The sequence below is a fragment of the Enterobacteriaceae bacterium ESL0689 genome, assembly GCA_029433525.1.
Classification (GTDB): Bacteria; Pseudomonadota; Gammaproteobacteria; order Enterobacterales; family Enterobacteriaceae; genus JAQTIF01.
In genome coordinates this window covers 2,328,611-2,351,279 of record JAQTIF010000001.1, presented here as the reverse complement: position 1 = coordinate 2,351,279, position 22,669 = coordinate 2,328,611, and the positions used below count along the sequence as shown (strand labels likewise).

Here is a 22,669-nt window from a genome sequence, read left to right as displayed (position 1 = left end):
ACGCTTGTGGTACTCAACAGTGACCTGTCTCGCAGCCTGCGAGATCAGTCATATTTTGTGGTTTATTTGTCTCTGCCGATGGCACTACCTTATCGGCCGTTTTTATCTCTTCACGCTATGCTTATATGATCCAGGTTGTTAGCAGGGTTATCTGTCATGTCTGTTATCTATAAAAAAAGCGCCCGGTTGCGTGATGCCCAGCGTATTCGGCTGATCTGGCTGCTGACTTTCGATAAAGCGATAACTTCTGCACTCTCGGGCCATTTAACCCTTGCGGAACGCTATGATGATGGCAGCCTCGAGGATGATTTACGGGAGGTGAAGTGGCTGGTGAATTATCTGCCCGCCGCCGATCTTGCCGATGCGCTGGAGGCGTTACCGGAAGATGGCCGTCGTGCGCTCTGGCAACAAATCAGTGATGATAAACGCGGTACAGTGTTGCTCAATGCCTCAGAAAGTGTCAGAGGGGATCTGATGAATACGATGAGCGATCAGGCGCTGCTGGAGGCATGGCACTGGCTGAATAGCGATGAGCAGGTCTCTTTAGTGCAATATTTACCCGCCAAACTGGCGCACCGCCTGCTGATAATGTTACCTGTGGCGCAACGTACACAGATAAGCCAGGCGATGGGGTATGCCGATGACAGCGTTGGCGCGCTGATGAAGCCGGGCGTTATCACTGTGCATGCTGATATGACGCTGGCAGCGGTACGACACCATTTGCTTGAGCTGGAAACAATACCGGAAAATACCGATAAACTGTTTGTGATCACCGATGATCAGCGTCTGTCTGGCGAGCTGACGCTGCAAAAAATATTACTGAATGATGCCCGGATGCCGGTAAGTTGTGTGATGGATAAAGAGCCAGTGACTTTTCATCCGGATGAACAGGCGGAAAAGGTGGCAAGAACCTTTGAGCGTGATGATTTAATCAGTGCCGCCGTGGTTGATGATCAGGGAAAGTTATTAGGTCGTCTGACCATCGATAAAATTGTCACCGTGATTTATCAGGCAACGGACAGTGATTTTCGGGGTATGGCGGGACTCAGCAGTGAAGAAGATGTTTTTGCGCCGATCAGCAAAACCTTAAAAACCCGCTGGCCCTGGCTGGCGGTCAATTTATGCACCGCTTTTATTGCTTCGCGGGTGATTGATGGTTTCGAGCACACCATTGCCCGGCTGGTGGCGCTGGCTGCGCTGATGCCTGTTGTTGCTGGTATCGGTGGCAATACCGGTAATCAAACCATTACCATGATTGTGCGGGCGATGGCATTACAGCAAATTCATCCCGGTAGCTTTTCGTTTCTGTTACTGCGCGAAATCAGTGTGGCGCTGATTAATGGCGTGGTATGGGGGGGATTGATGGGCGTGATAACCTGGTGGCTGTATCATGATTTACGTCTGGGTGGCGTCATGATGCTGGCGATGACCCTGAATTTATTACTGGCGGCGATCATGGGCGTGCTGATTCCGCTGATCATGGCCAGGCTGGGTCATGACCCGGCCGTGGGATCGAGTGTGATGATTACTGCGATAACCGATACCGGCGGTTTTTTTATTTTTCTCGGACTGGCGACGATATTTCTGATGTAACTCATCGCCTTTGATACTCTCTTGCTACCAGAGGGATCGCTGGCGATGGATAATCTACCGGTCGTTCTTGGCTTTGTTGAATAATAGTGAATCATGCTGTTTTATCACACCTGTTTTGGTCATAAATGCTGGTCTCTACTGCGAGAAGCTTCCGACCCTGATCTTAACCTTCTGATTTTACGTTGAGGAAGACCGATGTTTTTGTAGGCACGCAGCATAATATCTATTTATTCAACAAAGCCGTCGTTCTTTCCTTCGGCAATAAAGGCAGCGTCAATTTCATCGGTATTATCGGCATGTTCCCGGCCAGATAATAAATTCCAGCAGGCAATAAACAGGGCGGCAATTAACGGGCCGATAACAAAGCCGTTAATACCATACACTTCCATCCCGCCGAGTGTAGTGATCAGAATAAGATAATCGGGCATTTTAGTGTCCTTACCCACCAGTAACGGACGCAGAATATTATCCACTAAGCCAATAATGATAATAAAGAAAGTAACAATAAATATACCCTGCCAGAGTCTGTCGGTGGCAAAAAGGAATATTGCGGCAGGAACCCAGACAATGGCAGAACCGACAGCGGGAATAAATGACAGAAATGCCATAATCGCGCCCCACAGAATGCTGCCATCCAGACCGGCGATATAAAAGGCAATCCCGCCAAGCAGCCCCTGAACAAGAGCGACGGCGACGGTGCCCTTAACGGTTGCGCGCGAGACGGCGGCAAACTTAGCAAACAGATGCAGCTTAACGTAATTAGACAGCGGTAAGGCTTCAAGGAAGAGCATGATCAGATAAGGGCCATCTTTAAGCAGAAAAAATAACAAATAGAGCATGATGCCAAAACTGATGGTAAAACCAAAGGTGCTCTTGCTAATTAAAAAGGCGCTACCGGCGAGGTATTGGCCGCCTTTGAGTGCCGCATTAGCCAGCTGCTCCTGAATTTGGCTGGCACTATCGAGATGATGTTCTGAAAGAAAGTTCCGCGCCCAGTCAGGAAGATGTGCAAACAGGCTGGCCACCACCGCAGGAAACTGGGTGTCATTATGCTGGAGTCGGCTATAGACCATATTCAGTTCGTAGGCCAGCGAGGAGAGAATAACCGCCAGTGGCGTAAAGACCAGCAGGCAAATCATGATGACAGTTACCAGCGAAGCCAGGCCATTACGGTTACCAAAACGCAGGCGTAATTTATTTTTAATCGGATTAAAAATAACAGCCAGAATAGTGGCCCATAAGATAGCGGAATAATATGGGGCGAGAATAGCAAAAAAGGCAAGACTGACCGCCAGTAAAATCAGGATGAAGAAACCTTTTGTAATCCCATTGACTCTCATCTTGATGATCCTCGTATCCGCACAGAGATACGTCGAATAATAGAAACTATTTTCTGTTTTACAATGATCAGCGGGTTTTAGAGCCTGACCCACCAGGCTGAAATTGCCCGGTATCCGATGTACGCGGTAGTGACTCGCTCTTTTTCAGAGGGTGACGTTACCGCTATAATATGATTAAAAGCAGGATGTTAATGATGGTTTTATCGGCCGCTGGCTTCCCGTTGGTTGCCGATGTGCTTTTTCTGCCACAGAACAGGGGGAAATTATGCAGACGAGTAAAAAAATGACAGGTGCTGTTTTCCTGCTGTTCCTGATTTTGTTTATCAGCGGATGTTCAGCGGAAAAATCAGAGAAATCGTCGCCCCCTGCCTGCTCAACGAGATCAGCGCATATTATTTGCGACTGGAATAATGTCTCAGGTAACTGGGATACGGTGACAGACGACGATATTGAGTGATCTGATCAGCATCGCCGTGCAATAGCCGATAATTTTGGTTATCATCACTCCATGTATATATAACCAGTATTTGTATGTCTTTTACCTTACGTCCTTACCAGCAAGAGGCGGTCGATGCAACGCTCAGCTGGTTCCGTCAACATAGCGAACCTGCGGTGATCGTTCTGCCAACCGGGGCGGGCAAAAGCCTGATTATCGCCGAACTGGCCCGACTGGCACGTGGCCGGGTGCTGGTACTGGCGCATGTTAAAGAGCTGGTGGCACAAAATCATGCGAAATATTGCGCGCTGGGGCAGGAAGCCGACATCTTTGCCGCCGGATTGCAGCATAAAGAGAGCCACGGCAAAGTCGTTTTTGGTAGCGTACAATCGGTTGCGCGTCATCTTACGCAATTTAAACATCAATTCTCACTGTTGATTATTGATGAGTGTCATCGTATCAGCGATGATGATGATAGCCAGTATCGGCAGATTATCAATCAGTTACAGGAGATGAACCCCCACTTGCGTCTGCTGGGGCTTACCGCTACCCCTTTTCGCCTCGGCAAAGGGTGGATCTATCAGTTTCATTATCACGGCATGGTACGGGGTGACGAAAAGGCATTGTTCCGTGAATGTATTTACGAGTTGCCGTTGCGTTATATGATCAAACACGGTTATCTGACCCCACCGCAACGCCTCGACATGCCGGTAGCGCAGTATGATTTCAGCGGCATACAGCCACAGGATCATGGTTTATTTCGTGAATCTGACCTGAACCAGGCACTCAGCAAACAGCAACGTATTACCCCGCATATTGTCAGTCAGATAGTCAGTCTGGCACAAACCCGCCATGGGGTGATGATTTTTGCAGCGACGGTCAACCATGCACGGGAAATTACCGCCCTGTTACCGGCAGGCGAAGCCGCGCTGATCACTGGGGAGACCTCCGGCCCGCAGCGTGATTGCTTGATCGAAAATTTCAAAGCGCAGCGTTATCGCTATCTGGTGAATGTGGCGGTACTGACCACCGGTTTTGACGCGCCGCATGTTGATCTGATTGCTATTCTGCGTCCCACGGAGTCTGTCAGCTTGTATCAACAAATTGTGGGTCGTGGTCTGCGTCTGGCGGCGGGGAAAAGCCACTGTCTGATCCTTGACTATGCGGGTAATCCTCATGATCTCTATACCCCCGAGATCGGCACGCCAAAAGGGGAGAGCGATAATGTCCCGGTACAGGTATTTTGCCCGGCGTGTGGCTTCGCCAATACGTTCTGGGGCAAGATAGCGGCTGACGGTACGTTAATAGAACATTTTGGTCGCCGCTGCCAGGGCTGGTTTATCGACGATCAAGCCAGCGGTCATCGTCAGCAATGTGATTTTCGGTTTCGTTTTAAAAACTGCCCGCAATGTCATGCCGAAAATGATATCGCCGCCCGTGGCTGTCATCAGTGTGGTGCGGTGCTGGTCGATCCGGATGATCAGCTCAAGGCGGCGTTAAGACTGAAAGATGCGCTGGTGTTGCGCTGTAGTGGGATGGCTTTACAGCCTGGCACCGATAGTCAGGGGGAGTGGCTAAAAATCACCTATTATGATGAGGATGGCGCGGAAGTCAGCGAGCGTTTTCGTTTACAAACTGCCGCACAGCGCGCTGCCTTTGAGCAGATCTTTCTCCGTCAACACAGCCGAACGCCGGGCGTTCCCTTATGCTGGACCACTGTGGCTGATATTCTCACTCAGCAATCGCGGCTGCGCGCGCCTGATTTCGTCATTGCCCGCAGGAAAGGGCAATACTGGCAGATCCGTAGTAAAATATTCGACTACCAGGGGCGTTTCCGGCGCGCTAACCAACTGCGCTAATAGCTAACCGGCACAGGTTTTCGTTGCCGTTATGCTGGCTGAAGGCTATAATGCCGCCCGCTTTTGCATTCGCAAAGTGGATCATCTGCCTGCTACTGGGTCGCCTGTGGCAGGAATCAAACCAAAGAAGAGAGATTATGATTACAATCGACGCACAAGTACGTAAAGAGCAGGGTAAGGGTGCGAGCCGCCGCCTGCGTGCTGCTAACAAACTTCCGGCTATTATCTATGGCGGAAAAGCAGAGCCAGTAGCCATCGAACTGGATCAGGACAAACTATGGAACCTGCAGGCTAAAGAAGAGTTCTATACTGATGTGCTGACTATCGTTATCGATGGTAAAAAAGAAGAAAAAGTCAAAGTTCAGGCTATTCAGCGCCATCCGTTTAAACCTAAACTGGAACATATCGATTTCCTTCGCGCTTAAGAGCGAATGATACGCTGAAGAGTCAACGCCCCGGCCTGAATCAGGCGGGGCGTTTTAGTTTGCTTTATCGCGGGCTGTCTCCCACGCTATTGCGCGCCAGAAGTGCGCCGTTGCAGTTGATCGCGTAGATTAGGGGGCGTTCCTTTGATCGTCAGGGTATCTGTCGCCGGGTCCCAGAATATCCGCTCTCCCAGTAGCAGGGCATCAAAGTTAATCGTGAGTCCGCCACCACTGCCGGTAAATTTGGTGAGTTGACGTAATGTGCTGCGATCTGCCGGGAAGTGTTGCTCCAGATCATAGCCTTGTTCGGCAGTAAAGGTCTGGAAGCTCTTCTCGCTGACCCCGGCGAGCTCCTGAGAAAGCGAGGTCAGTGCAATCTCTTCACCCGCCTGGTACTGCTCATTGCAGTAGCTGTAGACCTGCTGGCGAACCTCTTGTCGCTCCGCTTTATCAAGCTGGGCCTCAGCGGCAAAATCATCCACCGCCTGCAATAAACTCCGGTTTTGCGCTTTGGCGTTTAACCCTTCCTGAGCACCGAGAAAATCCATAAAAAAATCAGAAACTTTTCTGCCAACCCGTCCTTTCAGAAAGGTCAGATAGCGACGTGACTGCGGATCGGTTTCCCATTCGGTTAAATCGATACGAGCGACGATATCGGCATGATTGATATCGAGATAGTGCGTCGCTCTGACATCCAGTTCTTCATTGACCAGCAGGCTGCTTAAGTTGTTCAGTACCGCCACAAGCAGGTACTCCACCGCCAGATAACGATACTGACAGAACAACACAATCCCGCCTTCGGCAAAAGGATACTTCGCCAGTTCATCACGCAAACGCCCGGTGGCAGCACGGCTGAACGGCAGAAAATCTTCTTCGCCACGGCGCTGCTGACGTAATGCCTGGGCCAGCTCGCTCTCGTCATTAAATAGACCGTAAGCTTTGTTTTTGGCACTATAGACACGATGCAGCTCAGTGATCATCTCCGTTACTGTCGCATTTGGCTCCAGTAAGGTATCACGCAGGATCAGATCAAGGTTTTGTTCATCGCGTTTAATTAACTGATGCAGGGCAATCTGGTCGATATCCAGACTCATGTTACACTCTCCTTCCAGGCCGAAATGCCATCATCACCGGGATGGCGAAAAAATGCAGAAAAAAAAACCCTGCTACGGTAATATGTCGCCCCTTGATGAACAATTAAATTTTGACTCTATGCCGCAATTATCCCGCTATAGTGATAAAGATGTTGAACAAATGCTCAGTGAAATCTGCCAGGTACTGGAAGCACACCAGGCAGCGATTGATCTGTCATTGATCGTATTAGGCAATATGGTGACCAATATTCTCATCAGGCATTTTGCCCCCGGAGATCGTGAGGAGATGGCCGAAGTTTTTGCCCGGACACTACAGGCTTCGATTCATAACAGTCACAAGCCACCACACTAAGGATAATCAGTAACTGAATATGGTGACTCTTCATCAACCTTACCGGGAAAAAATCTCCCAGATGATTAGCTGGGGGCATTGGTTTGCGCTGTTCAATATATTTTTGTCCATTGCCCTGGGGAGCCGTTATCTTTTGGTCACCGACTGGCCGGCAACGCTGGGTGGCCGTATTTTTTCCTATGTCAGCCTGGTGGGGCACTTCAGTTTTCTGGTCTTTGTCTGTTATGTCCTGATCCTTTTTCCGCTGACCTTCGTGGTTGTATCGCAACGCCTTATGCGTTTCCTGTCGGTGATGCTCGCCACCGCCGGAATGACATTATTGCTGATTGACAGCGAAGTCTTTACCCGTTTTCGTTTGCATCTTAATCCGGTTATCTGGCAACTGGTGATTAATCCTGACCGCAATGAGATGGCGCGGGAATGGCAATTGATGTTTATCTGCGTACCTGCGCTCTTTTTGCTGGAGCTGTTTTTTGCTTCCTGGAGCTGGAAAAAACTGCGCAGCCTGACCCGCCGCCGTCGCTATGCCAGGCCGGTCGCCGGGTTATTCTTTATCGCTTTTATTAGTAGTCATCTGGCGTATATCTGGGCGGATGCTAATTTCTATCGCCCGATAACCATGCAACGGGCAAATCTGCCGCTTTCTTATCCCATGACGGCCCGCCGTTTCCTCGAAAAACATGGCTTACTTGACGCCAGGGATTATCAACGTCGTCTGATGGAACAGGGGGCGCCGGAAGCGGTGGCGGTGGAATATCCGCTGAGTATGCTGCATTATCGTGATGCGGGAGCGGGCTATAATGTGCTGCTCATTACCGTCGATAAACTGAACTACTCCCATTTTATGCAGAATATGCCGGTACTGGCGGCCTTCGCGCAACAAAATGTCAATTTTACTCAGCACATAAGTGCTGGTAATACCACGGAGAATGGTATTTTCGGCCTGTTCTACGGCATTTCTCCCGGCTATATGGATAGTATCTTATCCGCCCGTATGCCAGCGGCGCTGATGACCGCCCTCAATCAGCAGCGTTATCAGCTGGGGTTATTCTCGTCTGATGGCTTCAGCAAACCGCTTTATCGTCAGGCTTTACTGTCTGATTTTTCCCTGCCGGGCATTAAAACACAAACCAATGAACAAACAGCAAACCAGTGGATCAACTGGCTGAACCGTTATACTCAGGATGACAAATGCTGGTTCTCATGGCTTTCATTGACCACGCCTGCGTTTCCTGACAACGGCATACAGAAAAATCAGCTACCACGTTATCTTCGTGCAATGGGTGATATCGATACACAGATTGAACGGATACTGACAACGCTGACGATGGCAGGCAAACTGGATAATACCGTTGTTATCATCACGGCAGGCTACGGTATGCCGTTAAATTCACCCGATAACCAGTTTGGCTGGTCACGGCAACAGCTACAGGTGCCGCTGGTAATACACTGGCCAGGGATTCCGGCACAGCGTATTGCGACACTCAGTAATAGCAAAGATGTTATGACCACTCTGATGCAACGCCTGCTCCATGTCTCTACTCCGGCGAATGAGTATTCGCAGGGGGAAGATCTGTTTAGTCCCGCGCGTCGCTACAGCTGGGTCACGTCGGCTAACAGCAATACACTGGCTATCACATTACGGGATGACACGATTGTGTTAAATCGTAACGGCACTTACACCACCTGGAACCTGGAAGGTGAAAAAATGATTAATCATAAACCGCCCTTCAGTCTGCTGTTACAGATCCTGACGGACGAAAAACGTTTTATCGCTAACTGATTGATTACTTATAAATCAATCGGAACTTTTCCGGCTTGCATTCAGGTAATTAACAGGTAATACTATGCACCACTTATCGGCACGTAGCGCAGCCTGGTAGCGCACCGTCATGGGGTGTCGGGGGTCGGAGGTTCAAATCCTCTCGTGCCGACCAAATTATCCCCAACGTTTTGTCTACTGAAGACAAGACGATAAACAACAGAATGAACAGCAGGTTGTACAAACCTGCTGTTTTTTTTGTTTTTCAGTAAAGTCCACGCTGATACCGTGAAATCCAACATTTTCAGGCATACAATCCATCATGTCGTCTGAGCCATATGCCTGACCAGTGGCTGGAGAATGAGATGGCGCGTCAGACCAAGTCCTTTAACAACACCGAAATTAAAAATGCCAAAGTGACCGAATGTGCCACTATCCTGTACGATGGGGATGGCTTAGAGCTACTGGTTAAGCCCGGAGGCTCAAAACTCTGGCGATTCCGCTATTACAAACCTTTCACTCGCAAACGCGCCATGATTAGCTTTGGTGCTTACCCTGCTGTATCTCTCTCTGAGGCTCGTCAACTTCGTGAAGATGCCCGTCTTCTATTGAGCAAAGATATTGATCCGCAGGAGCATAAAAAAACCGAACAGTTGCGGCAAAAAAGTGCCACTGAGAGCACCTTTGAAAAAGTTGCAGGAGACTGGTTTAAAACCAAAGAATCAGCGGGGCTGGCAACTCATACATTAAACGATATCTGGCGTTCAATGAGTAAATATGTTTTCCCACATATTGGCTCTATGCCCATTGCTAGGCTGTGTCCCTTAACCTAACAAGCGCCTTAAAAACAACCTGATTGCCCCCAGTTTTAGCATGCTCAGATAGTTTCTGGCTGTTTTTTCTGAGCGCGTGGCTATTCGACGGTTTTCTTTCAGTATTGCAAAGCAGCGTTCCACCACATTGCGCTTTTTATATAACTGACGATCCAGTGTTCGACGACCATCACGACTTGCTTTTTCGTTTGATTTGAAAGGAATAACTGCCTTTATTCCCTTCGTTTTTAAATAAATACGAAGATTACCGCCTGAGTATCCTTTATCCGCCAGCACAGCTTTGGGGCGCGACTTCAGACAACCACTTTTTCGAATAACACCGATTTGTCTGAGTAAGGGTTTTGCGTACTGACTTTCGTGAGCCTGCCCACCGCTCAGGCAGAAACTTAAGGGTAATCCTGTACCATCTGTTGCCAGATGGATTTTGGTGCCAAAGCCGCCGCGTGAGCGACCCAGCCCATGGTCATCTGAGTCATCGGGATATTTTTTTTTGCACCCGCAGCCGCTTTCAGGGCCCCTGATGTTACTTCCGTCAAGTGCGATGACATCCCAGTCAATCAACGATTTTTCATCAAGTATCTGAAGTAATTTATTGAAAATACTGTTCATTACGCCACTTTTTGACCACCGGTTAAAACGGTTATATATCGTTTTCCAGCAGCCGTAACGTTCAGGTAAATCCCGCCATGGGGCACCGGAACAAAGGATCCAGAATATGCCATTCATGACGTGTCTGTGAGAAAAATAAGGGCGTCCCCCTCTGGAAGAGGCTTTTTCAGGTGGTAGCATGGGAGAAATCAGTGCCCACGCCTCATCCGGGAAATCGTAGCGAGCCATATCTAAAGGACTTCCTGTAGTGAGACAGATACCAGATTGTACAAAAAATAGTTACGGGACACACCCTAAAACTGGGGGCAATCAGGTTGTTTTTAAGGCGCTTGTTAGGTTAAGGGACACAGCCTAGATATCACCCCATACCCTTATAGGATGGACAGCATTCTGTTTCTCCCTGATAACACACGAATGTACACAGGTAAGCAGGTCGATAATATCCGTCAAGCTCTGGTTGATGATCCCGACGTGATCAGGTGGTTGTACCTTGCCAGAAAACGATTTGAAATCTTAAATACTGGCGACCTAGCGAACCAGCATGGACGTATTGAATTGCCATCAAAATTAGCCAAAGAGTACAGCAAAGTTATGGATGAGATAGACAGGCTAAACTCTCGACTAAAACGCAGGTATTCATGACGAGAGCGTTGGGCAAATAGAGGCCTTACGAAGTTAACGAATTGAGGCAACTGTAACTTAGAGTGCGTACACTCAAGAATCTCCGATGGCGATGGTAGCAGGTGACAACACACCCATCATTAGCTAACTGACTGGCTTGCTCCGCGTTGATTGATACATAGTGATGTCAGCTTTATCCGCTTCTGGCACAGAACTGACGGAAGTGGCGACTCTAAAGGTCAGCTGTGAGCGAGGAGCGAAAGTTCGGAATGCATACTTACTTCGATGCGTGTTAAGCAATGGGGAGTAGGTCAGTAATTTATTGGCTTTGTTGAATAATAGTGAACCATGCTGTTTTATCACACCTGTTTTGGTCATAAATGCTGGTCTCTACTGCGAGAAGCTTCCGACCCTGACCTTAACCTTCTGATTTTACGTTGAGGAAGACCGATGTTTTTGTAGGCACGCAGCATAATATCTATTTATTCAACAAAGCCTAATTTATTGTGAAAGCAATAACACTAATAGCATTAGTGAAGAGGCTAAAGATTTGTTTAGAACCCGCCCCCTTAAGAGGCGGTATTCTTGGCAAACATTTTATTTACTGTTTATCAATTGCAATAATGGGATCTCAGCTACATCACTAGGAATATAGGGGTCATCTTCTTTTAAATTAACCCCAATGCAATCAACATCATTTAACCCAATTTCCCAAGCCCATCTAACATCTAACGTACTCATTTCTATCCCTAAACTATCTCTTTGTGGATGCTCAGGAACAATATTTTTTAACATCGCATCACATCCAAGATAGAATTTTCCACAAGCCTGATATGCAGCAAGAAACCTTTCTAAATTGACATCGCTATCAGGAGTCATCGTATTAATTCTACTGATCATTGTCATTCTTTTAGTTAACGGCGTTGTCATCATATTTTCAGATATTAGTACTCTATAATGAGTTGGGTTTTTAACTGAAATACCCTTGACAATACAAACCCGTAATCTGGCTTTACTATCTACCAAGCCTACTGATGATATAAGATCTTTGAAAATGTCCTTGCCTATATCGGGGTGTTTAAATAATAGATATAACCCTGGATAACACGATTTAAATTGAGCGAAGCCTACTCCTTGCCAGCGTGTTCTATCCCATAGACGAGGCTTGATTAGACTTTGTATGGAATAATCTTTATGTGTTATATTTTCGGAATTAAGTTCCTCTTCAGGCATTCTTCCTTTACCAGGTGTTGGAGCTTTTATATCCTCGATCTCCAACACTTTCGGAAATTCACTATCCCAGGATTTATCTCTTAAAAGAGGATAAGTTTTCTTTTCAGCACTGGTGGAATAAATTTTCTTAATTTGTTGATCAATATCATTTCCAAGAACATTTTCAATAGATTTGATACAGGCACCAAAACTAATTGCTCTGTCGAATGCAGCATCTTCGAAGATCATTTTTTCAATGTATTCCGTATTTTTTATAAAAAATAATTCAGGGATAAGATCAAATACTAATTTCTTGAATTCATTAGTGATTTTTTGTTGAGCCTCGATTCTAAAATCACTTGCATCAAAACCAGCGCAATTTATTGTAAGATTTAGTTTTCCACTATTGCTATTTATTTCATGTGATAAGGATAAGTCATCATCGTCATCTGCTATTACTTCAATAATTAAAAATGCTTCTTTAAGATGGATGTTGTCAATCGTACAGGTTGCAAAAGCACCCTCTAAAAGTGATAAGACATTAGTTGAAAATTCTATAAATGGTGACCGATTCGGAAAGTTAATTTCTATGGTGCATCCAAAAATAAAAGATGTATGTACTCCTCGTTTGTCATGGTTATCTTTTATGCCCTTACTATTAAATCCTGCATCAAAGTCACGTATTTTTTGCAAGAAATCATTATGATCTTTATCGGCAGTAACTTCGTACTCACGTTCAAAATCTTCAATATAACCTAAAGCATATTTAAGACATCCCGATGATACAAAAAGGCCTAATCTATCGAGTTCATCGGGGATATTACTCTGTCGATTTATTCCCTTTAGGTCAGTGTTCAAAATGAGTTGACTTATGTAAAAATCGACTTGCTGATTTTCTTTATCGCCGAACGAGCTATCACTGATATTCTCGTTAATTATTAAAAACAGTTCATACCATAAAAGGGCATGTGCTAATTTCCCTAGTTTTATTTCTGTTAGGCATAAACTATAATAAATCTCAGCCTGCTTTAATGATATCTCATCATACTTCCAGAAGTTATCTGTAATCAAAGAAGCGGATAGAAGCAAGCATGAACGTGAACTCCATAGCAATCCAATGGATTCGTAAGCATAAGCAATAGCTTTTAATGCTAATATAAATTTATCTCGTGATTCCTCTTTATAGAGTGGAATAAAAGATTTTCCTAAATACTTGATTGCCTGATAAGGGTGACCATTTTGAAGCCTCTTTATACCTCTTCGTAGATTTAATAATGCCCCTTTAACTTCACCACCTCTAACAGCAGATTGCTCAGTCATATAGTCTAATAAATTTTCATATGCATCTACATCGAAAAAAATGTCATCTAGTTCGTTCAAAAGTTGGAAGTTTTTCTCAAAGGGATAGCCTATTAAATTCCCACTATTTTTAAAAATTTCATGTAACTCTTCAAATACAACCGAAGCATCTTCTACATCTGAAAACGTTGTCAATTTATAAATGGCTTTGTGAGTTCTCGCTGTTAGCGCATTACTGGGACGTGAATCATCGACAGCTATCTCATCTAGTTTGGCGAGCATGTTACGTTCAATATTCTCAATGTCGATTGTAGATGTTGCGTTGTTAAGTCTAATATAACTTTTATGAACGGTAACTAAATTTAAAACTTTTTCCCATTTTGAGGAATTAGTTGATGATGCTATACTTTCATACGCTAATTGAAGATTTTCTTCGAAGAGATTAAAATCTTCCATCCAAAAATGGGACTTCCAGGCGTATTGATAATACGCATCTAGCAATTGTTGATTAGTCCCGAATTTTTTTGAGATTTTTATAGCTCTTTCAAATAGACCTTGTGTTTCAATTAGTGGTTTCTCAAGTTCAGCGCTTAACTCTGCAATTTCTAAAAAAACATCCACTTGTTCATATGAAATTTCAGCAGGGTTTATTTTCTCTCTAATATACTCGGTTAATTCTTCATATTTTTTATGTTTCTTATAATCATTTTCTCCAAAAATAACTTCTCTTTTATATTGTGTTGGAACTGACAATGAATCAATGACCAATTGCTCAAAATGGTTTTTGTAAATTTGATCTAATAGCCAATTAATATCTAATATACGGACATCTATTCCAGTTTTTGTTTTTAGTGTATCCTCAACCTCTGAACGAATATTGGACTTTGCAGATTGATTCGTTACGCAAAATACTTTAGTATACCCACGCTCTGTTTCTTTTATCTTAAGTACATCTTCATGACATTTTTTCTTCCAGTCTTTACGTGTACTTACCGCAAAGGCCCAACGTTCTTTATTTGATGCTTCATTAACACCTTCGAACCAAAGAAGCTTATTCTGTTCCGAAACAGGGAATGTTTGTGTGTCAGTTTTACCATCCCCCCCTGCTACAGGACCAGTCTGTTCAAGGAGATTAGGGCAAATTATTTTTTCACATATTTTTTTTGCAAAATCTTCGAATTGTAATTCTTGATTTCTTGTATTTAGTGTAGAGAGGAAGTGTTCCAGTACAACTCTATCTAAAGTACCAGTCTCTCTGATTGTTGAATCAGAAAATTTTTCAGGGCGACGGCGCCTTAGAAATTCTTTAGATGAAAATTTGGTTTCCTGTACATTCATGATTGTGACGCTCCTCTTGCTATCGACAATAAACCTTTGTATGCACCAACAAGATTTATTGTTCATACAGCCTTTTTGAAGAAAAAATTGCGGAAGTTTATTTCTAGACAAGCTATCTATGTAATCACTATACCACTGCATCATCTGTTGTCTCCCTTCCAAATATTGTGCATGATTGTAAGCCCCGTGAATAGCGTTCTTATCCACATGTGCAAGCAGTGTTTCGATCCATGCAGAGTTGTATCCTTCTACGTGCAGAATGGTACTCATTGTGTGACGAAAACCATGCCCCGTCAGCCTTCCTTTTTATCCTAATAGCCCAATTACCTGATTAATGCTTTCCTTTGAGATCGGCTTAGTACGATCATTACGTCCAATGAATACGATCGGATAGATGCGCCTAATCTTTTAACATCGTGTTTTCTATGTCCGTTCCAGGCACACAGGAGACGTTCATAGGGACGTGCGCCAATTGTGCTCCGTGGTCACCAGCTCACAGTTAGCTTAACTTTGCTGTCACTGTAAAAAACAGGGGAAGTTCAGGTAACGTGAAATTCCCCGAATCTGGACAGCACCAACTTCGATAACCTCCGTCTCAGGAGCTTCACTCCTTTCTTTTCCCGAAGATTTGTATAGTAGCCCCATCGCAACGACAAGGGGAAAACAAAATGAAAAATGAACCAACCCGTCTCATCCGTCTACCAGAAGTTCTTAAGCGTACAGGCTACGGTAAAGCGTGGATCTATCGTCTCATCAGTGAAGGGCGTTTTCCTCAGCCAGTGAAGATTGGACTCCGTGCTGTCGCCTTTGTTGAGAGTGAAGTCGAGGACTGGATTCAGTCCGTTATTGAAACGACCAGAAAAAATGTTGCCTGAATGGGAGAAAGAAAATGGGTCATGTATTCAACGTGTTTATCATGTTGTATAATCACTCTTTTTAACAGGTGCGCCAGATGGCTAAAATTGATGTAACATGCCCGTTTTGTCAACAAACTGAACCCGTTAAAAAGCATGGTCTGGGCAAAGCTGGATTTCAGCGCTATCGCTGTCAGTCATGCTGCCGTACTTTCCAGGTCGATTACGCTTACCGTGCCTGCCAGCCCGGCATGAAAGAACAAATTGTTGACCTTGCCATGAATAATGCCGGTATCCGCGATACCGCAAGGACTCTGCATATCAGCATTAATGCCGTTGTCCGCACTTTAAAAACTCGCCCCACGATGTGTAACCACGTTTCCGCTGGATAATCAGCAAATCCAGCTTATCTGTGAAGTGGATGAGATGTGGTCTTTTGTCGGCAATAAAAAGCAGCAACGCTGGCTGTGGTATGCATGGGAGCCTCGCCTCACACGAATTATTGCTCATACTTTTGGACGCAGAAGCAAAAAGACACTGCGCAGGTTACTGAAATTATTGTCAGGTTTTAATGTTGCCTTCTGGTGTACAGATAACTTCAGTGCTTATGATCTGCTGCCGGATGAAAAACATATCAGGGGTAAGCTTTATACACAGCGGATTGAACGGGAAAACCTGAATTTGCGTAACCGATTAAAGCGACTGAATCGTAAGACTCTGGGGTACTCAAAATCTTTTGAAATGCATGACAGGATCATTGGTACTTTTATTGAGCGCGAATATTATGTTTGAGACGAAATAAACACATTGAATACATCACCAGAAAAAGGGCTGGGAGATGGCAGCCCGGTTTATGAGAAAGTGGTTTAATGATCCATTTTATGAAATGACTCAAAAAGAGAAACTAAACAAAATTGATATCAGCACAATAGAAAAACAGCACATTCTCGACGATTTAGATTTTGAATGGTTATTAACTTCATCCTCGCGAATCAAACCAATCTATGATAACTTTGTAATGAAAGTTTCAAATATCATTGAATATGATGATTTTCTGGGGCGAAAAAACAAATTTTAAATCAGCTTTCGAAAGGACTTTGCTATATTTTGTACAGGCTGGAAATGGCTGGCTTTTTGGTTAACAATGAACTAAAAAGCTGTTATGTAAATTATGATAATATGTCAGCAATCGAATTGGATAAGACAAGTCAGTTTAACTTTATAAAAATCAGTAGTACATTGTGGGAGAAGGTAACTGATAGTCTGGATGATGTGTATGGTGCTTTAGGTTCTTTTATAATCAAAGTCGCATTTACAAATTTAAATGTAACAAGAGATCAAAGTGGGTTTATGAGACTGGAGATTAGAGAGCTTGGACTGTACGTCAGGGACACTTACGAGTTTATGAATGATAGTGATGATCAACCTTTAGGTTATTGGGGAGAGTGTGGAGTCATCAAACCCGGGGTAATTAGCGAAATTATGAAAAAAGAATTCATCGATGAGGATGGCTGTAGATACTTTAGGGTTACAAACTTATCCTTTATCAAATACAGAGAGAAATACAAAAGCGACAATAAAACTGGAGATTTTTTTGTATACTCCACAGTGAGGAAAATCCCTGCAAACATTGTCATTCATTTGAATAAAATAGATATGGAGGAGTATTTTCAATGGAAAAAGGAAAATATAAATGTATAGGTTTATAAAAAAAACAGGCATTATTATGTTGCTGCTGATTCTCTTTTGTTTTACCTTGTGTATGGCAGTCAAGATAATGGCTTATCGAAATGCCACAACACGTGATTCTATATGGAATTATAATAAACAGTGCAAGCTCGTTACTTATGTTCCTTATTATAGTCCGTATGGTGGAATTGGAAGAGTGTTGCGGTTATATTCTAATGAAGCTTTTTTCATAGTGTATGATGCAAGCGGAAATAAAATAAGAAGCTCGGCATGGTATTTTTGGCAAGCTCAGTTTGCCGATGTAGTAGCTTCAGAGTGGCATGGAGGACATGCGATCTATCCTACAAGTGATGGGTGGGCAGGATGGTATATTCCTGAATGCGGTTAACATTATCGCAATTCATGGTTGAAACAATTAAATGACCAGCCGTAAACAATATTGGTATTGAGGAATTTACGGCGATGGGTTAAAATATGCTTAGCTCAATCAAGTTTATAGTGAAAATGATATTCTTCTTATTTATATCACTATCTGTTTTTCTTCTGTCTGTAAAGATAATGGCTTATGTAAATGCCATACCCGATGAAGTAATGTGGAATAAAAAAGGCACTTGCTATGCTATTACTTACAGACCTAACTACAAGCCTTTTGGTGGTGTGGGGCGGGTATTACGTCTTTATTCAGATCATTCATTTTTCGGTGATGTATCCAATGTGTTTATCTCGTCTCAAACATAATATTTGCGCTCAATAAAAGTACCAATGATCCTGTCATGCATTTCAAAAGATTTTGAGTACCCCAGTGTCTTACGATTCAGTCGCTTTAACCGGTTACGCAGATTCAGGTTTTCCCGTTCAATCCGCTGCGTGTAAAGCTTACCCCTGATATGTTTTTTATCCGGCAGTATGTCATATGCGCTGAAGTTATCGGTACACCAGAAGGCAACATTAAAACCTGACAATAATTTCAGTAACCTGCGCAGTGTCTTTTTGCTTCTGCGTCCAAAAGTATGAGCAATAATTCGTTTGAGGCGAGGCTCCCATGCATACCACAGCCAGCGTTGCTGCTTTTTACTGCCGACAAAAGACCACAACTCATCCACTTCACAGATAAGCTGGATTTGCTGATTATCCAGCGGAAACGTGGTTACACATCGTGGGGCGAGTTTTTTAAAGTGCGGACAACGGCATTAATGCTGATATGCAGAGTCCTTGCGGTATCGCGGATACCCGCATTATTCATGGCAAGGTCAACAATTTGTTCTTTCATGCCGGGCTGGCAGGCACGGTAAGCGTAATCGACCTGGAAAGTACGGCAGCATGACTGACAGCGATAGCGCTGAAATCCAGCTTTGCCCAGACCATGCTTTTTAACGGGTTCAGTTTGTTGACAAAACGGGCATGTTACATCAATTTTAGCCATCTGGCGCACCTGTTAAAAAGAGTGATTATACAACATGATAAACACGTTGAATACATGACCCGTTTTGGCTTGCTGTGGCTGAGTGTCCAGAATTGATGCGTCAGTTTAAAAGCCTGAACCAAATGGAAATAAGAGAAGGTAATGCTCCTTTCAGCATAGTGCCAGAGCAAGTTGGTGGCAGGAAAAGATTTGAAATACACCATATAAAACGTATTATTGATGGTGGTGCTGTTTATGACTTTGAAAACATGCGCATATACACCGTTAGAAATCATATTAGTTTACACTCAAAGAAAGATAGGTGATTTATGGAGCTTAAGTCAAAACTTGAGGAATACACAGAAGATGAATTTAGATCGTTCCTAAATGAATTTTTCACAAACCCTAAAAAATTAAAAGGTAAAGAGCGACAACAATACATAGATAAATTAGTTGCACACTTTGACCTAATTGTAAAGCATCCTGAAGGCAATGGATTACTATTCTATCCGCCGGATGACCGTGAAGATAGCCCTGATGGAGTAATCAACGAAATAATAAGATGGAGAAAATCCCAGGGGCTTCCACTTTTCAAAGATAGTCAGAGAGAATAAGATTTTAAAAACACCTGCAATTTCAGGCGAGGAAAGGATGTTCGGATTTAAAAGGGGCTTGTTAAATAAATCGAATTACATTCCGTCTGCGGGTGAAGGGAGTGACAGGGTTCCCGGACGGGATGAATTCTGGTACGAAGAAGAACTGAGAGGCTTTGTTGAATAAATAGATATTATGCTGCGTGCCTACAAAAACATCGGTCTTCCTCAACGTAAAATCAGAAGGTTAAGGTCAGGGTCGGAAGCTTCTCGCAGTAGAGACCAGCATTTATGACCAAAACAGGTGTGATAAAACAGCATGGTTCACTATTATTCAACAAAGCCGAACTGAGACAGAAAGCCCTTACCGGAGCAAAAGCGACAACCCGGGTAAGATTCTTCTGGCGACAGGATGAGCAGGGCAATATGCGGGTCTATGGCGTCCATACCGGTGAAGGGACGCCGTATGAAGGTGTGCGCACGGCAAACATGGTGTGGAATAGTGAAAATAACCGCTATGAGTTCACACCGGCTCATGGTATCGACGGCCCGCTAATTACCTGGACGCCGGAGAGGCCCGAAGGCCGTGACCTTCCGGTGATGTATTCAATGTGTTTATTTTGTCTCAAACATAATATTTGCGCTCAATAAAAGTGCCGATGATCCTGTCATGCATCTCAACAGATTTTGAGTACCCCAGGGTCTTACGATTCAGTCGCTTTAAGCGGTTACGCAGATTCAGGTTTTCCCGTTCAATCCGCTGCGTGTAAAGCTTACCCCTGATATGTTTTTTATCCGGCAGTATGTCATATGCGCTGAAGTTATCGGTACACCAGAAGGCGACATGAAAACCTGACAGTAATCTCAGTAACCTGCGCAGTGTCTTTTTGCTCCTGCGCCCAAAAGTAGGCGCAATAATACGTTTGAGACGAGGCTCCCACGCATACCACAGCCAGCGTTGCTGCTTTTTACTGCCAGCAAAAGACCACATCTCATCCACTTCACAGATAAGCTGGATTTGCTGATTATCCAGCGGCAATGTGGTTACACATCGTGGCGCGGGTTTTTTAAAGTGCGGACAACGGCATTGATGCTGATATGTAGAGTCCGTGCGGTATCACGGATACCGGCATTATTCATAGCAAGGTCAACAATTTGTTCTTTCATGCCGGGGCGGCAGGCACGATAAGCATAATCGGTCTGGAAAGTACGACAGCATGACTGACAACGATAGCGCTGAAATCCGGACTTACCCACGCCATGCTTTTTAACGGGTTCAGTTTGTTGACAAAACGGGCATGTTACATCAATTTTAGCCATCTGGCGCACCTGTTAAAAAGAGTGATTATACAACATGATAAACACGTTGAATACATGACCGAAAAAAGTGATATATATGCCTATTCAGCAAGATTCATGATTAAACCTGATAATATAATAACATTAGAAAAAATGATTGAGTCTCATTTTCAAAAGAAAATAACAAAAGAAAAAGAATGCCTGCTAAATAATGAAAAAACGTTACATTACTATAGATTTGAAGAGTTTCATCAGACAGTAATCGATATAATAACAAACAACAATCATTTTATTAAAGCGCTGTGCGAAGAAGGCCTTTAATCCCCGACTCCAAATGATGTTTTTCCGTGTTGTGATTTTGAAACAATCGGTAGTTTGCAGGGAGGAATGGAATTCTGGTGGGATGTCTACTGGTCTCCTTTTTGGGTTTCTCTGTCGAATGAAGGGAAGAAAAAATATTTACAATGCAATCATATATCAAACGAATTAGCCGAATTTTTGTTTTTACACGATTAAGAGTCTATACCACTTGGTTATTGACGCAGCCAGTTTGGATACGGACAGTGCGGAGAAACCACAGCGTACACGTACCCGGTGGCGGGAACGGATTTGCAGTTTATCCAGCACATTCTTTCGGAGGTGGGGATCAACTGGTGCACGGAGAATAACGAAAAGCGCCCGCATAGCGCTATACCGCAAAGGAAAAGTGGGCTGGAGATCCTGACTGGCGGTGGAACTAAAAACAGGAGGGACGACACTGGCAGCGAGATGAAAGGGATGTGAGTTGTCCGTTGCCTGCTTAACTGAGCCAGAATAAGCCAGACGGTAAGGGTATATCGAAGAAACGGATAAAAGAAAAAGCGCATGTTAATTAATAACATGCGCTCGTAATATGGCGGTGAGGGGGGGATTCGAACCCCCGATACGTTGCCGTATACACACTTTCCAGGCGTGCTCCTTCAGCCACTCGGACACCTCACCATATTGTCATCCCCGATGCTAGCGGGAACGGGCGCTAATGTAGGAAAATCTCGATCATTCGTCAATAAACTTTTGCAAAAAAAAGCGTATTTAGCCAAACTTCAGGCAATTTGCAGCTTAAATATACGATTATCCCGCTGTTTACTGATGATAACGCTGATGCTGGCGTACATCCCGCTGGCATCGGCGCGCATAGTGGCGGGATGGCGCACTATTTTGTTAATCACCGACGCGAATTCCTGCTATCCTTGCCGCAAACAGAGGAGGAAAATGTGATGTATCCTGTTGACCTGCATATGCATACTGTCGCCAGTACCCATGCTTACAGCACCCTGCATGATTATATTGCGCAAGCAAAGCTTAAGGGGATAAAACTGTTCGCTATTACGGATCATGGACCCGAGATGGCCGATGCGCCGCATTACTGGCATTTTGTCAATATGCGTATCTGGCCGAGACGGGTAGATGGTATCGCTATTTTACGTGGCATTGAAGCCAACATTAAAAATGTCCACGGGGAAATCGACTGTTCTGACGCGATGTTATCTTCACTGGATTTATTGCTTGCCGGGTTCCATGAGCCGGTTTTTGCGCCACAAAATAAAGCGGTTCATACTGAGGCGATGATTGCCACAATGGCGAGGGGGGCGGTGCATATTATTAGCCATCCCGGTAATCCGAAGTTTCCCATCGATATCCCGGAGGTGGCAAAAGCGGCCGCGCAATATCAGGTGGCGCTGGAAATCAATAACTCCTCTTTTGTTTCTTCGCGTGCAGGCAGTGAACATAATTGCCGGGAGATTGCCGCCGCAGTACGTGACGCCGGAGGATGGGTGGCATTAGGCTCCGATTCCCATACTGCATTTACCCTGGGAGAATTCACGGCGTGTCGTAAAATTCTTGATGATGTTAACTTCCCTGAAGATCGGATCCTGAATGTATCACCACGTCGTTTACTCGACTTTTTAATCGCTCGTGGCATGCCAGCTATTCCGGAATTTGCTGATCTTTAGCGCCTGGCTTATCAGGCTATTTTACTTGCCATTTTGTCCCTGGGTAGTGCTCGAAAACCTGTACG

The 22,669-nt window shown here is 44.5% G+C and carries 22 protein-coding genes, 2 tRNA genes and 2 pseudogenes; 18 read left to right on the top strand and 8 right to left on the bottom strand.

Going from position 1 to position 22,669, the window contains the following annotated elements:
• Window positions 1-156: 156 nt before the first annotated feature.
• The gene (mgtE, locus tag PT300_11380; GenBank protein ID MDF7681149.1) at window positions 157-1,593 is read left to right on the top strand and encodes a magnesium transporter; all 1,437 of its coding nucleotides are present in this window, start codon (window positions 157-159) and stop codon (window positions 1,591-1,593) included.
• A 227-nt stretch (window positions 1,594-1,820) separates the two neighbouring features.
• On the opposite strand, the gene PT300_11375 is transcribed toward mgtE, so the two are convergent.
• The gene (locus PT300_11375) at window positions 1,821-2,933 is read right to left on the bottom strand and encodes an AI-2E family transporter (protein ID MDF7681148.1); all 1,113 of its coding nucleotides are present in this window, start codon (window positions 2,931-2,933) and stop codon (window positions 1,821-1,823) included.
• A gap of 265 nt (window positions 2,934-3,198) precedes the next feature.
• Here PT300_11375 and PT300_11370 point away from each other — a divergent pair, with 265 nt between their 5' ends.
• The 3 genes from PT300_11370 (at window position 3,199) to rplY (ending at window position 5,653) form a co-directional block, all read left to right on the top strand.
• Complete coding sequence (locus tag PT300_11370) at window positions 3,199-3,390, top strand: hypothetical protein (GenBank protein ID MDF7681147.1); 192 nt, start codon at window positions 3,199-3,201, stop codon at window positions 3,388-3,390.
• 74 nt (window positions 3,391-3,464) lie between these two features.
• Window positions 3,465-5,228: a DEAD/DEAH box helicase gene (locus tag PT300_11365; GenBank protein MDF7681146.1), complete on the top strand. Its 1,764-nt coding sequence runs from the start codon at window positions 3,465-3,467 to the stop codon at window positions 5,226-5,228.
• 137 nt (window positions 5,229-5,365) lie between these two features.
• The gene (rplY, locus tag PT300_11360; GenBank protein MDF7681145.1) at window positions 5,366-5,653 is read left to right on the top strand and encodes a 50S ribosomal protein L25; all 288 of its coding nucleotides are present in this window, start codon (window positions 5,366-5,368) and stop codon (window positions 5,651-5,653) included.
• Window positions 5,654-5,739: 86 nt separating this feature from the next.
• On the opposite strand, the gene yejK is transcribed toward rplY, so the two are convergent.
• On the bottom strand, window positions 5,740-6,747 hold the full coding sequence (gene yejK / locus PT300_11355) for a nucleoid-associated protein YejK (GenBank protein ID MDF7681144.1): 1,008 nt from the start codon (window positions 6,745-6,747) through the stop codon (window positions 5,740-5,742).
• Between the two features lie 118 nt (window positions 6,748-6,865).
• Between yejK and PT300_11350 the strand changes: the two genes are divergently transcribed.
• The 4 genes from PT300_11350 (at window position 6,866) to PT300_11335 (ending at window position 9,694) form a co-directional block, all read left to right on the top strand.
• Window positions 6,866-7,099, top strand: coding sequence for a DUF1414 domain-containing protein (locus PT300_11350; GenBank protein ID MDF7681143.1), 234 nt, complete (start codon window positions 6,866-6,868; stop codon window positions 7,097-7,099).
• Between the two features lie 19 nt (window positions 7,100-7,118).
• Entirely contained in the window at window positions 7,119-8,882 is a 1,764-nt protein-coding gene (gene yejM, locus PT300_11345; GenBank protein ID MDF7681142.1) for an LPS biosynthesis-modulating metalloenzyme YejM, read from the top strand.
• Between the two features lie 77 nt (window positions 8,883-8,959).
• Window positions 8,960-9,036: transfer RNA gene (locus PT300_11340), tRNA-Pro, on the top strand.
• 190 nt (window positions 9,037-9,226) lie between these two features.
• A complete protein-coding gene (locus tag PT300_11335; protein MDF7681141.1) occupies window positions 9,227-9,694 on the top strand; it encodes an integrase arm-type DNA-binding domain-containing protein in 468 nt (155 codons plus the stop codon).
• Here the strand turns inward: PT300_11335 and PT300_11330 are convergent.
• The 3 genes and pseudogenes from PT300_11330 to PT300_11320 form a co-directional block, all read right to left on the bottom strand.
• Window positions 9,686-10,531: an IS5 family transposase gene (locus PT300_11330; protein MDF7681140.1), complete on the bottom strand. Its 846-nt coding sequence runs from the start codon at window positions 10,529-10,531 to the stop codon at window positions 9,686-9,688. The two genes, PT300_11335 and PT300_11330, sit on opposite strands and share 9 nt — an antisense overlap.
• Window positions 10,532-11,521: 990 nt before the next feature.
• Entirely contained in the window at window positions 11,522-14,773 is a 3,252-nt protein-coding gene (locus tag PT300_11325; GenBank protein ID MDF7681139.1) for a hypothetical protein, read from the bottom strand.
• Between the two features lie 102 nt (window positions 14,774-14,875).
• Window positions 14,876-15,166: pseudogene (locus tag PT300_11320) on the bottom strand (tyrosine-type recombinase/integrase).
• Between the two features lie 275 nt (window positions 15,167-15,441).
• Here PT300_11320 and PT300_11315 point away from each other — a divergent pair.
• The 5 genes from PT300_11315 (at window position 15,442) to PT300_11295 (ending at window position 17,704) form a co-directional block, all read left to right on the top strand.
• Window positions 15,442-15,648 (top strand): AlpA family transcriptional regulator, encoded by a 207-nt coding sequence (locus tag PT300_11315; protein ID MDF7681138.1) that lies wholly within the window; start codon window positions 15,442-15,444, stop codon window positions 15,646-15,648.
• Between the two features lie 77 nt (window positions 15,649-15,725).
• Window positions 15,726-16,419 (top strand): IS1 family transposase gene (locus PT300_11310; GenBank protein MDF7681137.1). Its coding sequence is split into 2 segments (ribosomal slippage): window positions 15,726-15,979 and window positions 15,978-16,419, totalling 696 coding nucleotides; the frame shifts between segments, so codons are not numbered across the junction.
• A 46-nt stretch (window positions 16,420-16,465) separates the two neighbouring features.
• Entirely contained in the window at window positions 16,466-16,705 is a 240-nt protein-coding gene (locus tag PT300_11305; protein ID MDF7681136.1) for a hypothetical protein, read from the top strand.
• 44 nt (window positions 16,706-16,749) lie between these two features.
• Window positions 16,750-17,328: a DUF6402 family protein gene (locus PT300_11300; protein MDF7681135.1), complete on the top strand. Its 579-nt coding sequence runs from the start codon at window positions 16,750-16,752 to the stop codon at window positions 17,326-17,328.
• 25 nt (window positions 17,329-17,353) lie between these two features.
• The gene (locus PT300_11295; protein ID MDF7681134.1) at window positions 17,354-17,704 is read left to right on the top strand and encodes a hypothetical protein; all 351 of its coding nucleotides are present in this window, start codon (window positions 17,354-17,356) and stop codon (window positions 17,702-17,704) included.
• Between the two features lie 340 nt (window positions 17,705-18,044).
• Here the strand turns inward: PT300_11295 and PT300_11290 are convergent.
• A protein-coding gene (locus PT300_11290; protein ID MDF7681133.1) for an IS1 family transposase occupies window positions 18,045-18,739 on the bottom strand; the annotation gives its coding sequence in 2 pieces (ribosomal slippage) (window positions 18,045-18,490 and window positions 18,490-18,739; 696 coding nt in all).
• A gap of 95 nt (window positions 18,740-18,834) precedes the next feature.
• Here PT300_11290 and PT300_11285 point away from each other — a divergent pair.
• From PT300_11285 to PT300_11275, 3 genes and pseudogenes are all read left to right on the top strand, one after another.
• The gene (locus tag PT300_11285; GenBank protein MDF7681132.1) at window positions 18,835-19,044 is read left to right on the top strand and encodes an HNH endonuclease signature motif containing protein; all 210 of its coding nucleotides are present in this window, start codon (window positions 18,835-18,837) and stop codon (window positions 19,042-19,044) included.
• A gap of 3 nt (window positions 19,045-19,047) precedes the next feature.
• Window positions 19,048-19,332: a bacteriocin immunity protein gene (locus tag PT300_11280; GenBank protein MDF7681131.1), complete on the top strand. Its 285-nt coding sequence runs from the start codon at window positions 19,048-19,050 to the stop codon at window positions 19,330-19,332.
• Window positions 19,333-19,644: 312 nt separating this feature from the next.
• Window positions 19,645-19,893 (top strand): annotated as a pseudogene (locus PT300_11275) (S-type pyocin domain-containing protein).
• Window positions 19,894-19,936: 43 nt separating this feature from the next.
• On the opposite strand, the gene PT300_11270 reads toward PT300_11275, so the two are convergent.
• Window positions 19,937-20,631 (bottom strand): IS1 family transposase gene (locus PT300_11270; GenBank protein MDF7681130.1). Its coding sequence is split into 2 segments (ribosomal slippage): window positions 19,937-20,373 and window positions 20,373-20,631, totalling 696 coding nucleotides; the frame shifts between segments, so codons are not numbered across the junction.
• 54 nt (window positions 20,632-20,685) lie between these two features.
• Here PT300_11270 and PT300_11265 point away from each other — a divergent pair.
• Window positions 20,686-20,931, top strand: a complete 246-nt coding sequence (locus PT300_11265; protein MDF7681129.1) for a hypothetical protein — start codon at window positions 20,686-20,688, stop codon at window positions 20,929-20,931.
• A 572-nt stretch (window positions 20,932-21,503) separates the two neighbouring features.
• Here PT300_11265 and PT300_11260 read toward each other — a convergent pair.
• A tRNA-Ser gene (locus PT300_11260) sits at window positions 21,504-21,591 on the bottom strand.
• Window positions 21,592-21,866: 275 nt separating this feature from the next.
• Here PT300_11260 and PT300_11255 point away from each other — a divergent pair.
• Entirely contained in the window at window positions 21,867-22,604 is a 738-nt protein-coding gene (locus PT300_11255) for a phosphatase (GenBank protein ID MDF7681128.1), read from the top strand.
• Window positions 22,605-22,669: the final 65 nt, after the last annotated feature.

Bases quoted from the DNA above. Each gene is read 5' to 3' on its own strand.
- PT300_11305 (MDF7681136.1), top strand. From the start codon at position 16,466: ATGGCAGCCCGGTTTATGAGAAAGTGGTTTAATGATCCATTTTATGAA.
- PT300_11315 (MDF7681138.1), top strand. From the start codon at position 15,442: ATGAAAAATGAACCAACCCGTCTCATCCGTCTACCAGAAGTTCTTAAG.
- PT300_11330 (MDF7681140.1), bottom strand. From the start codon at position 10,531: ATGGCTCGCTACGATTTCCCGGATGAGGCGTGGGCACTGATTTCTCCC.
- PT300_11285 (MDF7681132.1), top strand. From the start codon at position 18,835: ATGCGTCAGTTTAAAAGCCTGAACCAAATGGAAATAAGAGAAGGTAAT.
- PT300_11325 (MDF7681139.1), bottom strand. From the start codon at position 14,773: ATGAATGTACAGGAAACCAAATTTTCATCTAAAGAATTTCTAAGGCGC.
- yejM (MDF7681142.1), top strand. From the start codon at position 7,119: ATGGTGACTCTTCATCAACCTTACCGGGAAAAAATCTCCCAGATGATT.
- PT300_11295 (MDF7681134.1), top strand. From the start codon at position 17,354: ATGTTGCTGCTGATTCTCTTTTGTTTTACCTTGTGTATGGCAGTCAAG.
- PT300_11350 (MDF7681143.1), top strand. From the start codon at position 6,866: ATGCCGCAATTATCCCGCTATAGTGATAAAGATGTTGAACAAATGCTC.
- rplY (MDF7681145.1), top strand. From the start codon at position 5,366: ATGATTACAATCGACGCACAAGTACGTAAAGAGCAGGGTAAGGGTGCG.
- PT300_11255 (MDF7681128.1), top strand. From the start codon at position 21,867: ATGTATCCTGTTGACCTGCATATGCATACTGTCGCCAGTACCCATGCT.
- PT300_11280 (MDF7681131.1), top strand. From the start codon at position 19,048: ATGGAGCTTAAGTCAAAACTTGAGGAATACACAGAAGATGAATTTAGA.
- mgtE (MDF7681149.1), top strand. From the start codon at position 157: ATGTCTGTTATCTATAAAAAAAGCGCCCGGTTGCGTGATGCCCAGCGT.
- PT300_11300 (MDF7681135.1), top strand. From the start codon at position 16,750: ATGGCTGGCTTTTTGGTTAACAATGAACTAAAAAGCTGTTATGTAAAT.
- yejK (MDF7681144.1), bottom strand. From the start codon at position 6,747: ATGAGTCTGGATATCGACCAGATTGCCCTGCATCAGTTAATTAAACGC.
- PT300_11375 (MDF7681148.1), bottom strand. From the start codon at position 2,933: ATGAGAGTCAATGGGATTACAAAAGGTTTCTTCATCCTGATTTTACTG.
- PT300_11335 (MDF7681141.1), top strand. From the start codon at position 9,227: ATGGCGCGTCAGACCAAGTCCTTTAACAACACCGAAATTAAAAATGCC.
- PT300_11265 (MDF7681129.1), top strand. From the start codon at position 20,686: ATGACCGAAAAAAGTGATATATATGCCTATTCAGCAAGATTCATGATT.
- PT300_11365 (MDF7681146.1), top strand. From the start codon at position 3,465: ATGTCTTTTACCTTACGTCCTTACCAGCAAGAGGCGGTCGATGCAACG.
- PT300_11370 (MDF7681147.1), top strand. From the start codon at position 3,199: ATGCAGACGAGTAAAAAAATGACAGGTGCTGTTTTCCTGCTGTTCCTG.